The sequence below is a fragment of the Halomonas heilongjiangensis genome (assembly GCF_002879645.1).
Lineage (GTDB): Bacteria > Pseudomonadota > Gammaproteobacteria > Pseudomonadales > Halomonadaceae > Halomonas > Halomonas heilongjiangensis.
The window spans coordinates 58,960-71,380 of the sequence record NZ_PNRE01000100.1; the positions used below are offsets into that span (position 1 = coordinate 58,960).

The following is a 12,421-nucleotide window of genomic DNA, read 5'->3' on the forward strand; positions in this document are numbered from 1 at the left end:
AGACATGAAAATGACACGGGTCCGAGTTGAGAGCTTTACCGTCTCGCTTGACGGATACGGCGCTGGTCCAAGTCAGGACATCAATAATCCGCTTGGCGTGGGCGGGACAGATTTGCACCAGTGGGCATTGCCGACGCGCACGTTCCAGCGGACCCTATTTGGCGCCGACGGCGGCACAACGGGGATCGATGACGACTTCGCCGCGCGGGGCTTCAAGAATGTTGGTGCCTGGATTCTCGGAAGGAACATGTTCGGACCGATTCGTGGTCCCTGGCCCGACATGAACTGGAAAGGCTGGTGGGGGGACAGCCCCCCCTATCACGTTCCAGTTTTCATCTTGACTCATCACGCGCGCCCGCCCATCCAGATGGAAGGCGGGACGACGTTTCACTTCGTTACAGGCGGCATTCACGAGGCGCTTGACCAGGCGCGCGAGGCAGCCAACGGACTAGACGTGCGCATTGGTGGTGGACCTAACACCATACAGCAGTATCTTTGTGCAGGCCTCATTGATGAGCTGCATGTGGCTATCGCGCCGATCGTGCTAGGTAGGGGAGAGCGGCTGTTCGAGGGGGTTGACTTGCGAACTCTGGGATACGAATGCGTTCAGTTTTTGGCGTCGGAGAAGGCCACCCATGTTGTACTCCGGTGCCAGGCGTGCAATAACGCCTAACAAGTCGATGCAGACGGACAAAATCAAGCTGATCTCGGTCGTTAGGCCTCAAAAATGCCATCTGTCGCGGTTCCTAAACTCGAAGTCGCGTGCGAGCTATTCGACCGCGCAATTGAACTGCACCTTCGCGGCGATTCGTATTTCGCAGCATTGCATCTTGGCGGTGCAGCAGAAGAAGTCCTTGCCGTATGCGCGTGCGAGGTGCCAGTCGCTGCAGGAGCCTTTATCAAGCCTGTTTTCGATCTGACCTGCTCCCCGAATCAAGGGCCTCAACCATTATGGTTGACACCGTACTGACGCCAGGCTGACATCGGCCTATTGTGGAAAACAGTCTGTCGTGATAACGAACGCACCATGCAAAGAAACAAAAATTCAAAACGTCACGCTATCCATCGCCATGCGCGCACCAGCAGGCGGCCATTCAGGGTGGCGGGAGGGAGCAGATGCGACTGAAGCTTGGATCGGCGCTTGAAGAGTCGCTCAGCAATTACCTGACCTTAGCGGTCATCATTGCCGCCATACTGACCGCACCGCTGACGATCGCTTACTGGTTAGAAGTGGAACACCCCCTGATCACTGTCGCCGATTGGCTGATCTGGGCAGTGTTCGTGGTCGAGTATGCTTTCTACATGGCCATCTCGCAAGACCGCTGGAAAACCACAAAAGACAACTGGCTGTCGGTATTGATTATCCTGTTGTCCTTTCCACTGCTTCACGAGATACTCAAGTTCACTCGGCTGATGAGACTTCTCCGCCCACTGCCGCTGCTGCGACAGTCGGCCCTGCTCCGACAGATTGATCTGTTCCGCCTGTCGAGCATCCGCAACGCCGGCAGCAATGCAGCGATAACAGCGGCCAAGGACAAGCTGGGGAAGGAACACTGGGCTGTCCGCTTCATCGTTCGCGTCGAGTACTATCGTTCACGCCTTGTTACGGCTCTGCTGAAACTCCTGCCATTCATAAAGTCCAGCACCATTCGCAAGCGGCGTCGGGAGGAGCGCTCAAAGCGCCAGGACATGAGCGAATAGCCGGCCAACTGTCCGGTGAGTCGATATCGCGTTCATGCTCATCCTGTCCTCCTGATGGCTGCACTATAGCCTGTGCAGCTCAGAAGGGAGTCACTTCAGCAGGCGAGAAGGGCGTGCTCTTTGTGTTCCCGCTCGCTGCTTGGGGTGTGCTTTATCTCGGGGCGCTAGACTTCCGGTGGAGGATGTTCGCCAAAGGGCCTCGGTGGGCTTGGGGTGGAGTGGCTATCGCGACCGTGGGCCTGGCAGTGCTTTGGATGGCCACTGCTGTGGTCCTCATCGTGCTCGGGTGGTAAACGTAATTACGTCGATGCTTGGGGCTTGATGCGGCGAAGCGAATGGAATCCAGCTAACATCAACTTATAGCCGACGGATTCGCCGCGGCTGAGCTTCGCATTAGGCGACGCGAAGGGTGAGTGGTTGTAGGGCAGGGCGACCGCCGGCCAGATGTCCCAGGGGCGAATGGCAGGCGTAAGCGGTCTGCTCACCAGCCCGCTACCTCGGCAGGGTATCCGGCCTAGGTGGCGGGGCCAATTGAAGCCCGTCCGATATCCCGAGAAATTGTGCCTTATCGGGACGGCCTCTGCAGCGAAGGAACGCCTTTCAAGACGGCAGGGGATGGAGGCCGGGTGTTCGTCTTTATTTGCGAGGAATAAACAATGGATCCTATCGTACTGATCCTTATCGTGATCTTGGTTCTCGCTCTGCTGGGTGGTGGCTACGGTTACCGCAGCGGCAACAACATCCTCGCCGGGGGCGGCGGCATAGTCGGGCTAATCCTGATCGTCCTCCTTGTTCTTTTCCTGATGGGCCGTTTATAACGGTGCTTGAATGCCCGTCCGGGGACGATTAAGCGCAGGCTGCTGAACCAGTCGTTGCAGCAGATGGGGTTCGTTGTAACCATTCCGATCGCTTGATTTTAGAGGAGACGCAGCATGGATCGGTTCACGGGCGGTTGCCTTTGCGGCAACGTCCGAATGGTGGCGTCGGGGCCCCATACCGGGTCGGCCTTTGCCACTGTCTCGACTGCCGCAAGCATCATGGGGCCCTGTTTTACGCTTCCGCGGTGTTCCCTCAGGATGCGGTGACGATCGCTGGCGAAACACGCGACTACGCCGGGCGGTTTTTCTGTCCCCGCTGCGGCTCGTCCGTTTTCGCACGCACCGCAGACGAAATCGAAGTGCACCTGGCATCCCTGGATGCCCCTGACCAACTGATGCCAACCTACGAGAGCTGGATCGTCCGTCGCGATTCCTGGTTGCCGCCGTTCCCGCTCACGAGACGCTACGAGCGCGATCGTGATGCCACGGGTCGCTTTGAGGAGTAGGTGGCACGCACGGGGCGAAGGCGCCGTTACGGCTTCACGCCGATGCTGCGCACCACCCAACAAAAGGGCCCGCGAGAGATTTTCGTGGGCCCTTTTGCTTGAGGCGGGGGAGTGGGCCAGGCGGCTCCCGACTCCTCCCGGAAGTGCTCCCCGCATGGTGATACAGCACACCGGCATGCCGTTGCTCATCCTGACACCGGGGGATCACTGCTGGAAGATATTCGGCCAGTGTTCATCGGCCGCGGCGATGTTGTCGGGAATGTTCCTTTCCCAGCGCCACTGGATCCACCTGCTGAAGTTCAGATAGAGCTTGCCGTCGACGATCTTCCACGCCTCGGGAATGGTCGCGGCGGCCTCACCGCGTGCCGCCGCCCAGGCGCACCAGCCGCCGTACTGGGGCGCATAGGCCTCGGGGTCCGCCTGGAACCGGTCGCGATGCTCGGCCGACACGAACTGCCAGGTGGCATTGCGCCACTCCAGCCGATAGTCGGGCGAGCCCTGTACCGGCTGACCCTGGGTGAAGTAGGCCACCGGGTCCGTGCCACCGATGGCCAGGCCATCGCGGGTAAAGATGCCCCCCTCGGCGAACGCCCCCATGGACCAAACCAGGCCGATCACCAGGGCGGCTGCCAGCCACCAACCCGTACGCTTCATGGTTCGCCTCCTCGCGACCCGTCGCTCACGAGGGTTCTGTCGAGAAATGGCCCTCCACCTTACAGGCGATGTGGGTTCCCTCCGCGGGCCCGGCGGCGCCGAGCCCCTGCCGACGCCACGGCGTTGGCCGGCTGGCCCGGTGATCACGCCGGCCGGCGGGGGAAGGGGAGACTTACCTGCTAGACTGAATTCGAGCCTGGTGGCGCATCGGGCCCAGGTCGGCGAGGAGAGCAGATATGGGGTCCAAGGCAGAGCGGGACGTGGAGAAGGGGTACCCGAAGGCCGACTTCGTGGCCAAGCTACGGCGCCTGGCAGATGCCATCGAGAAGGGGGAACGTTTCGAGATACAGATTGCGGGCGAGCGCATCTATGTGCCCGTCCGAGCCGAATTCACCATCGAACACGAACGCTCGGATGATGAGGAGGAGATAGAGTTCCAGCTCAAATGGCAACGCTGAAGACTTGACTCGGGTCGCGTGCGGCTGAGCGAATGAGTACTCACTTGACGAGTCACCTATGACAACCGCTACCTGGTTTATCTTGATCGGTTCACTGCTGCTGGTAGTGGGCTTTACCTTCTCCTACCTCAAGAGCGTGCCCGCCACCTCGGCCATCGTCTATCTTCTTATTGGATTCGTTGTGGGGCCCATGGGCTTCAACTTGTTTCATTTCAATCCGCTGGAAGAGTCGGCTTTGTTGGAGCTCCTGACCGAAATCGCCGTGCTCATTTCACTGTATTGCGCCGGCGTAAAAATGCCGGCACCGGTGACCCTGAAGCGATGGCGAACTCCCCTGCAACTGGCGGTGGTTTCGATGGCGCTCACCGTCGGGTTAGTGACGCTGTTCGGCTACTACTGGCTTGCTTTGCCCCTTGGGGCCGCCGTGCTGCTGGGTGCCGTGGTCGCACCGACCGACCCTGTACTGGCGACCGAGGTGCAGGTTCGTCACGCCGATGATACCGACGAACTACGTTTTTCATTGACCTGCGAGGCCGGAATGAACGACGGCAGTGCCTTCCCGTTCCTGATGCTCGGCCTGGGATTGCTGGGGCTGCACGATCTCGGCGACGCCGGTTGGCGGTGGCTGGCGGTGGATGTGTTGTGGGCAAGCGGTGCCGGTGTCGGCATCGGTATCTTGGCGGGCGTTGGCGTCGGTTGGCTGGTAAACAAGATCCGCACCCGCTTTGTGGACACGGCCTTTCTGGAAAGCTTTCTCGGCCTGGGGCTGATCGCGTTCGCCTACGGAATCAGCCTGTTGGTGGATGCCTGGGGCTTCTTGGCCGTTTTCAGCGCAGCGGTGGCTCTGCGCCATACCGAATTGAAACTGGCCGGCCTCGAACAGGGTTACTCGGTACCTGTCGAGACACCTCTGGAGGGTGAGCCGCAAGCCACTACGCACGAGCACGTGAGCGAAAGCTCTCTGGAATTCAACGAGCACCTCGAACGGCTGGCAGAAATCGTGCTGGTTCTACTGATCGGTGGCTCGCTCTACTGGGATTCCTGGAGTTGGCGAGCCGTGGGCTTCGCGGCGTTTGTGTTCTTTGTCGTCCGCCCCGTCAGCGTGCATCTCGGCGTGCTGGGCAGCGGGGCGGCCATGCGTATGCGCCACCTGGTGGGCTGGTTTGGCGTTCGTGGTATTGGCTCGCTGTACTATCTGATGTACGCCATCCAGCACGGGCTGCCCGAGGACATCGCGCTGGAACTGATACACCTGATCCTGGTGGTGGTTGCCTTGTCGATTCTGGTTCACGGGGTCAGCGTCAAGCCCACTATTGCGCGCTTTTGGCGTTCGCGGACGCCTCGGGAATAGCTGTGATGTCACCTTGTCGCGACCGGCTCCTGGCCTCCTGGTTCGAACTCCCTATGGCGGGCAGAGTGTGGACTACACTCGCAGAGAAGCACCTGATCGCCGACCTCGACAGGGCCGGCCGGAGGATATCGAGCACGGCGCGGTAAAGCGAGGAGGAACCATGGCGGCGATTGAGCGCTACGACGTGGTCTGCATCGGCGGCGGCTCCGGTCTGACGGCCGCCTATTACGCTCAGCGGGACGGCAAGTCGGTCGCGCTGGTCGATGACCGTCCCGATCAGCTCGGCGGCACCTGCGTGAACCGAGGTTGCATCCCGACGAAGGGCCTGATTCAGGCCGCCGAGGTGATGCAGACGATCCGGCACGCCGGGGACTTCGGTATCCACCTGGATCAGTCGTCGGTTCGCGTCGATTTCCAGGCCGTGCTCGGCACGGTCCGCCGGCGGCGCGAGAACGACGCCGCTGCCGTGCGCCGCTGGGTGGAGAGCGCCTTCACCCCCTATTATGGCCGGGGGCATTTCGTGGGCGACAAGCTGATCGAGATGGAGGACGGGCGCCGGCTGACCGGCGAGCGGATCTTCATCGCGGCGGGCGCGCGCCCCGCGATCCCGCCGATCCCCGGGCTGGCGGAGAGCGGGTTCCTCACCAACGAGTCTGTCATCTTCGACCTCACCGAGCAGCCCGAGCACCTGATCATCCTCGGCGGCGGCTACATCGGCTGCGAGTTCGCCCACTTCTTCTCCGCCCTGGGCACCCGCGTCACGGTGATCGACCACTCCGAATGCCTGCTGGCCGAAGACGACGACGTGCGGGCGCTGTTCACGCAGGAGCTCGCCAAGCGGGTGGAGCTGGTGCTGCAAGCCGAGGCTCGCCAGGCGCTGGTGCGCGACGGGCAGTGCGGCCTGGTCGTCGCCACCGGCGACGGCGAACGAACCGTGCTCGGCGATCGGCTCCTGCTGGCCACCGGTCGGCGTCCCAACACCGATGGGCTCGGGCTGGAACGGACAGGGGTCGAGCTTAACGACCGCGGCTTCGTGGTGGTCGACGACGGGCTTCGGACCACGCACCCCGACATCTATGCCTATGGCGACGTCATCGGGCAGGGGATGTTCAAGCACACCTCGAGCTACGAAGGTGAGCTTGCCTACCACAATGCGCACGGTGCCACCCTGGCGGTCGACTACACCGCCAACCCGCACGCCGTGTTCAGCAGTCCGCAGATCGGCTCGGTCGGGCTGACCGAGCGCGCCTGTCGCGACCAGGGCCTCGATTACGTGGTCGCCCGGAAGGACTACGCCGATTTTGCCAAGGGCAAGATCGTCGGTTCACCCCCGGGCTTTGCGAAACTCCTGGTCGAGAAGGGCAGCGACCGGATCCTCGGCTTCCATATGATCGGGCCCCAGGCAGCCGACCTGATTCACGAGGTGGTGGTCGCCATGAACACCCCGGGGGCCAAGGCGGAGCGGGTGCGCGACAGCATCCACGTGCACCCGACGCTCGCCGAGCTGGTCAGGCAGGTGTTCGACGACACGGCGTAGGTACCGGTCAGCCGGCGGCTCTACTAAGTTTAGCGTTACGCCTTCTTCCCCGCTTCGCATGGCAAGGTGACACAGGAGGCGGCGGATACCTCGACCTTTGGCGACGACAGGAGCCCTGGCCATGAGAGCGACAACACTCAAGGGTACCGAGATCGACTTGACGCCGGACGTGCTTGTTGGTTTGAAGATGCAACTCCAGGGGCCGCTGTTGACGCCGGACGACCCGGACTACGAGGCCTCGCGCCACCTGTGGAACGCCATGATCGACCGGCGGCCAGCGGTGGTGGTGCGTTGTCTGGGTGTCGCCGACGTGATGGCGGGCGTGCGCTTCGCCCGCGAGCACGATCTGCTGCTCTGCATCAAGGGGGGCGGCCACAACATCGCCGGGCTGGCGGTAGCCGACGGCGCGCTGATGCTCGACCTCTCGCTGATGCGCGGGGTCTGGGTCGACCGCGAACGCCGGGTGGCCCATGCCCAGGCGGGGTGTGTGCTCGGTGACGTGGATCGCGAGACCCAGGTGCATGGGCTGGCCACCGTGCTCGGGTTTATCTCGACCACCGGCATCGCCGGGCTCACCCTGGGGGGCGGCTTCGGCTACCTGAGCCGGCGCTGGGGCTATACCACCGACAATGTGCTGGGCATGGAGGTGGTGACCCCCGACGGCCAGCTGGTGCATGCCAGTGCCGACGAGCATGCCGACCTGTTCTGGGGCCTACGGGGCGGCGGCGGCAACTTCGGCGTGGTGACCGGCTTCGACTACCAGCTGTACCCCGTCGGCCCGGAGGTCGTGGGGGGCCTGGTGGCCTGGCCCGCCAGCGAGGCGCCGGCGGTGCTCGAGCTCTATCGCCGCCTGGCCGAGCAGGCGCCGCCCGAGCTGACCCTGGTCGCCTTGCTGCGTCCGGCGCCGCCGGCGCCCTGGTTGCCCAAGGAGTACCATGGCGAGCCGATCGTGGCGCTGCTCGCCTGCTACAGCGGCCAGCCGGAGGAGGGCGAGGCGGTGGTCGCGCCGATCAAGGCGTTCGGCCAGCCCATCGGCGACGTGCTGGTGCGTCGGCCCTATGTGCAACTACAGAAGCTGCTCGATGCCACCCAGCCCAAGGGGCGGCGCTACTACTGGAAGAGCGAGTACCTGCCGGGCATCGAGCCCGCGCTGTGCGACAAGGTCATCGAGCATGCCGGGCGCATCCGCTCGCCGCACTCGGCGGTGATCCTGTTCCAGCTCGGCGGCGCCCTGAACCGGTTCGACGACGACCACTCGGCCGTGGGTAACCGCGATGCGCGCTACGTGTTCAACGTGGGCGGCGCCTGGGAGCCACCGGAGGACGACGCCGCGAACATCGCCTGGGCACGCGAGGCCTGGCACGACCTGAAGGCCTTCTCCACCGGCGGCACCTACATCAACTTCCTGACCGAGGACGAAGGCCCGGAACGCATCGAAGCGGCCCTCGGCCCGGCCTTGGGGCGGCTCGCCGAGGTCAAGCGCCGCTGGGATCCGGACAACCGCTTCCGCGTCAATCGCAACATCGCCCCCGGCTGAGCCGGCGACCGGGTCATCGAGGGCTTCGATGCGCTATTGGGTGCCTACGACGGGTGCAAGGGGTGCTGGTGCATGCACTGGCGCCTGTCATTTGCCGACTGGAAGCAGCAGCAAGGCGAGGGTAATCGCCGCGCAATAAGTGGCTGGCCGGAAGAAGGATCGGCCAGTCATGCGTAAGGATATTTAGGGCCCGCGAGAGATTTTCGCGGGCCCTTTTGCTTGAGGTGGGGAAGGGGGCCTAGGCGGCTCCCGACTCCCGGAAGTGCTCCCACGCATGGTGATACAGCACACCGGCATAGCCGTTGCGCTGCATGATCTTGAGGATCTTCGCGGGATCGCGGTTATCCAGGGCCTTGTGCAATTTCGCCCGCTGCTCGTCATCGAGGGCTTCGTACCAGTGGTAGGGCTCGCCCTGTGCGTCGCCGTCCTCGGCTTTGCGCATCAGGTCCATTTCGATGCGTCCGCCATGTCGATACAGGATGTCGTAGCCCTCCTGCAGGTGGATCGTCGGCACATCGCACGGTTTTTCAAGGCCTTCCAGCACGTTGTAGTAGTAATAGCTCAGCGGTTGCATATGGCTCCTCCAGCGGTATGCCGTTGCTCATCCCTACTAGCCTGCTTTCCTGTTCTCCATCCTGCCTGAGGCAGGGCGGCGAGCTCAAATGAAAAATGCGCGCCATCCGCGAACCCGCTTCACCCTGGGCGCGCCGCCGCGCTGGCAGCGAGGAGCAGTGCCGATACACCGCGCCACGCCAGGCCTGGAGCGCGACGACGGGCTTCAGGCCAAGCCGGGAAATGACCGCGAAATCGCCGGCTGTTCTTGCCCTTGGGGTGACGGCAGGGTGGTTATTCTTCAGTCTCAGCTCCCTCCTCCTTCGCCACCAGTCGATGAGGCGCTCCGGAGCGAGGTGCTGTGGGGCCGCGTGAAGCTCGCCGAGCAAGCCGAGCGCAAGCGCGCCGTCGTGAACTGGAGCATCCTGGCGCTGATGCGCCGGGGGAGGTGATCGTCATGCACTGGACCAAGATCCCCGCCGACTGGTGGCGCAACGAATTCGGCGACGAGATCCACCGCTACGAGATCCTGGACGATGAGGGCCGATGCCAGGTCGAGTACCACATCTACCACGCAGGCGAGCGTCTGCCCTGGAGCGGCAAGACCCACACGCTGGCCGAGGCCCAGCGTCAGCTGGAGCACAGCCACAGGGCGTTGATGGCATGAGCCCGAATCACGCAGCGATCCTGTGACTCCCCGCCGACTCAATCGGCCTGTGCCTCGCCGTCGCTACCGAGGGCCTGATTCAGGTCGGCGATCAGGTCCTCGATCGCCTCGATGCCCACCGAGAGTCGGATCAGCCCGCCTTCGATGCCGAGCCGCTCGCGGGTCTCGGCGGGCACGGAGGCGTGGGTCATGATGCCGGGATGCTCGATCAGGCTCTCCACCCCGCCCAGGCTCTCGGCCAGGGAGAACAGCCGGCAGCGCTCCAGCATGCGCCGGGCCGCCGGTTCGCCGCCGCGTACCACCATCGAGAGCATGCCGCCGAAGTCGCTCATCTGGCGCTTGGCCAGGGCGTGCTGGGGGTGGCTGGCGAGGCCCGGGTAGATGACCCGCTCCACGGCGGGGTGGGCCTCCAGCCAGGCGGCCAGCGTCCGGGCGTTCTCGCAGTGCTGGCGCATGCGCAGCACTAGGGTCTTCAGCCCGCGCAGGGCGAGAAAGCTGTCGAAGGGCCCGGCGATGCCGCCCACGGCGTTGTGGAGGAAGGCCAGGCGCTCGGCGAGTTCCTCATCGGCCACCACGGCGACGCCGCCGACGATATCGGAGTGGCCGCCCAGGTACTTGGTGGTGGAGTGCACCACGATGTCGAAGCCGAGCTCCAGGGGGCGCTGCAGTACCGGGCTGGCGAAGGTGTTGTCCATCACGCTGATCAGGCCGTGGTCGCGGGCGAAGGCGGCGACCCGCTCCAGGTCGACGAGCTTGAGCAGCGGGTTGGTGGGCGATTCCACCCAGAGCATGCGGCTGTTGTCGTGCAGGGCGATGTCCAGCGCATTCTCGAGGCTCAGGTCGACGAAGCCGAAGTCGAGCCCGGCGGAGCGCCGGCGGACGTTCTGGAACAGCCGGTAGGAGCCGCCGTAGAGGTCGTCCATGGCGATCACATGGCTGCCGTGGTCGAGCAGTTCCAGCACGCATGCCGTGGCCGCCATGCCCGAGGCGAAGGCGAAGCCCGCCGTGCCGCCTTCCAGGTCCGCCACGCAGCGCTCGAACGCCAGGCGGGTGGGGTTGCCGCTGCGCGAGTACTCGAAGCCCTGGTGGTGGCCGGGGCTCGCCTGCACATAGGTGGAAGTGGCATAGATCGGCGTCATGATGGCCCCGGTGCTCGGGTCCGGCGCCTGGCCGGCATGGATGGCCCGGGTCGCCAGCCGATGCTGGCCGTTGCGTGTGTCGTCGCTCATCGCCATCTCCCGTTCAGTTCCGTTCAGTCGATCCGGCGCCGCAGATAGTTGAGCAGGTCGATCCGCGTGATCAGGCCATGGAAGCAGTCGCCCTCGGTGACGATGGCGACGTGGTCCTCCTGGAACACCGCCACCAGGTCGTCCAGGCTGGCGCCGGGGGTGAGTTCCTGCAGCTGGGTGATCATCGCCTCGCGTACCGGCGCCGTGAAATGGTCCACGTGGCCATACACCGCCATCAGCACGTCCGATTCGTCGATGATGCCGACCACCCGGTCGCCCTCCATCACCGGTAGCTGGGAGACATCGTAGAGCTTCATGCGCGCGTAGGCGGTGGTCAGCGGCTCGTCGGGTGCCACCACGATGGTGTCGTGCTCGGCATAGGGGTGGCGGATCAGGTCGCGCAGGTCGCCGTAGTGGTGGCGCTCGATGAAGCCCTGGTCCTCCATCCAGTGCTCGTTGTACATCTTGGAGAGGTACTTGTTGCCGGTGTCGCAGACGAAGGTCACCACCCGCTTGGGGTGGGTCTGGGCACGACAGTAGCGCAGCGCCGCGGCCAGGCAGGTGCCGGTGGAGGTGCCGCCCAGGATGCCCTCGCGATGCAGCAGTTCGCGGCCGCACAGCAGGCTCTCCTTGTCGGAGATGGTGATCGCCTGGCTCACCCGGGAGAGGTCGGCGATGGGGGGCACGAAGTCCTCGCCGATCCCCTCGATCAGCCAGCTGCCGCTCTCGGTGCTGAGCCGGCCGGTGCGCACGAACTCGGCCAGCACCGAGCCCTCGGGGTCGGCGAGGATCAGCTCCACCTCGGGGGCGGCCCGGGCGAAGCAGCGCGACAGGCCGGTGATGGTGCCGCTCGAGCCGACGCCGCACACCACGGCGTCGAGGCGATTGTCCATCTGGCTGAGGATCTCCGGGCCGGTGCCCCGTTCGTGGGCCAGGGGGTTGGCGGGGTTGCCGAACTGGTTGACGAACACCGCGCCGGGCGTCTCCCGGGCGATGGCCGCCGCCTTGTCCTGGTAGTACTCCGGGTGGCCCTTGGCCACGTCCGAGCGCGTCAGCACCACCTCGGCACCCATGGCCTTGAGGTTGAAGATCTTCTCGCGGCTCATCTTGTCGGGGATCACCAGGATCACGCGGTAGCCCTTCTGCTGGGCCACCAGCGCCAGGGCCAGGCCGGTATTGCCGGCGGTGCCTTCGACCAGGGTACCGCCCGGCTGGAGCTCGCCGGAGGCCTCGGCGGCCTCGACCATCGACAGCCCGATGCGGTCCTTGATCGAGCCGGTCGGGTTCAGGTGTTCCAGCTTCAGGTAGAGCTCGCAGGGGCCGGTGTCCAGGGTGGCGACCCGCACCATCGGCGTGTTGCCGATCAGGGCCATGGCATTCGCTAGCGGTTGCATCACTGCCTCCGAATCAG

General features: G+C 64.3%; 14 protein-coding genes. 10 read left to right on the plus strand and 4 right to left on the minus strand.

All coding sequences use genetic code 11. The annotated features are described in order from the left end of the window. Positions 1-10: 10 nt before the first annotated feature. The 4 genes from C1H66_RS20760 to C1H66_RS20780 all read left to right on the plus strand — a co-directional run bounded on the left by C1H66_RS20760 (position 11) and on the right by C1H66_RS20780 (position 3,025). A complete protein-coding gene (locus C1H66_RS20760; protein ID WP_102629774.1) occupies positions 11-673 on the plus strand; it encodes a dihydrofolate reductase family protein in 663 nt (220 codons plus the stop codon). A gap of 443 nt (positions 674-1,116) precedes the next feature. Continuing rightward, on the plus strand, positions 1,117-1,701 hold the full coding sequence (locus tag C1H66_RS20765; protein WP_102629775.1) for an ion transporter: 585 nt from the start codon (positions 1,117-1,119) through the stop codon (positions 1,699-1,701). Positions 1,702-2,357: 656 nt separating this feature from the next. Then, positions 2,358-2,519 carry a DUF3309 family protein gene (locus C1H66_RS20775; RefSeq protein WP_102629777.1) on the plus strand — a complete coding sequence of 54 codons (162 nt, stop codon included), beginning with the start codon at positions 2,358-2,360 and terminating at the stop codon, positions 2,517-2,519. Between the two features lie 140 nt (positions 2,520-2,659). Further along, a complete protein-coding gene (locus C1H66_RS20780; RefSeq protein ID WP_442345976.1) occupies positions 2,660-3,025 on the plus strand; it encodes a GFA family protein in 366 nt (121 codons plus the stop codon). 204 nt (positions 3,026-3,229) lie between these two features. On the opposite strand, the gene C1H66_RS20785 is transcribed toward C1H66_RS20780, so the two are convergent. Beyond that, positions 3,230-3,679 carry a YHS domain-containing (seleno)protein gene (locus tag C1H66_RS20785; RefSeq protein WP_102629778.1) on the minus strand — a complete coding sequence of 150 codons (450 nt, stop codon included), beginning with the start codon at positions 3,677-3,679 and terminating at the stop codon, positions 3,230-3,232. Between the two features lie 236 nt (positions 3,680-3,915). Between C1H66_RS20785 and C1H66_RS20790 the strand changes: the two genes are divergently transcribed. From C1H66_RS20790 to C1H66_RS20805, 4 genes are all read left to right on the plus strand, one after another. Further along, complete coding sequence (locus C1H66_RS20790) at positions 3,916-4,137, plus strand: amphi-Trp domain-containing protein (protein WP_102629779.1); 222 nt, start codon at positions 3,916-3,918, stop codon at positions 4,135-4,137. A gap of 58 nt (positions 4,138-4,195) precedes the next feature. Further along, positions 4,196-5,488: a cation:proton antiporter gene (locus C1H66_RS20795; protein WP_102629780.1), complete on the plus strand. Its 1,293-nt coding sequence runs from the start codon at positions 4,196-4,198 to the stop codon at positions 5,486-5,488. 160 nt (positions 5,489-5,648) lie between these two features. Beyond that, positions 5,649-7,025 (plus strand): dihydrolipoyl dehydrogenase family protein, encoded by a 1,377-nt coding sequence (locus tag C1H66_RS20800; RefSeq protein WP_102629781.1) that lies wholly within the window; start codon positions 5,649-5,651, stop codon positions 7,023-7,025. A gap of 121 nt (positions 7,026-7,146) precedes the next feature. Next, positions 7,147-8,562, plus strand: coding sequence for an FAD-binding oxidoreductase (locus C1H66_RS20805; protein WP_102629782.1), 1,416 nt, complete (start codon positions 7,147-7,149; stop codon positions 8,560-8,562). 238 nt (positions 8,563-8,800) lie between these two features. On the opposite strand, the gene C1H66_RS20810 is transcribed toward C1H66_RS20805, so the two are convergent. Then, on the minus strand, positions 8,801-9,136 hold the full coding sequence (locus tag C1H66_RS20810; protein ID WP_102629783.1) for a hypothetical protein: 336 nt from the start codon (positions 9,134-9,136) through the stop codon (positions 8,801-8,803). A gap of 88 nt (positions 9,137-9,224) precedes the next feature. On the opposite strand from C1H66_RS20810, the gene C1H66_RS22715 reads away from it, so the two are divergent. Both C1H66_RS22715 and C1H66_RS20815 read left to right on the plus strand, forming a co-directional pair. Then, entirely contained in the window at positions 9,225-9,566 is a 342-nt protein-coding gene (locus C1H66_RS22715; protein ID WP_146010759.1) for a hypothetical protein, read from the plus strand. Positions 9,567-9,571: 5 nt separating this feature from the next. Continuing rightward, positions 9,572-9,781, plus strand: coding sequence for a hypothetical protein (locus tag C1H66_RS20815; RefSeq protein ID WP_146010760.1), 210 nt, complete (start codon positions 9,572-9,574; stop codon positions 9,779-9,781). A gap of 38 nt (positions 9,782-9,819) precedes the next feature. On the opposite strand, the gene C1H66_RS20820 is transcribed toward C1H66_RS20815, so the two are convergent. Continuing rightward, a complete protein-coding gene (locus C1H66_RS20820) occupies positions 9,820-11,010 on the minus strand; it encodes a cystathionine gamma-synthase (RefSeq protein ID WP_102629785.1) in 1,191 nt (396 codons plus the stop codon). Positions 11,011-11,033: 23 nt separating this feature from the next. Next, positions 11,034-12,404 carry a pyridoxal-phosphate dependent enzyme gene (locus tag C1H66_RS20825; RefSeq protein WP_102629786.1) on the minus strand — a complete coding sequence of 457 codons (1,371 nt, stop codon included), beginning with the start codon at positions 12,402-12,404 and terminating at the stop codon, positions 11,034-11,036. Between the last annotated feature and the right edge of the window lie 17 nt (positions 12,405-12,421).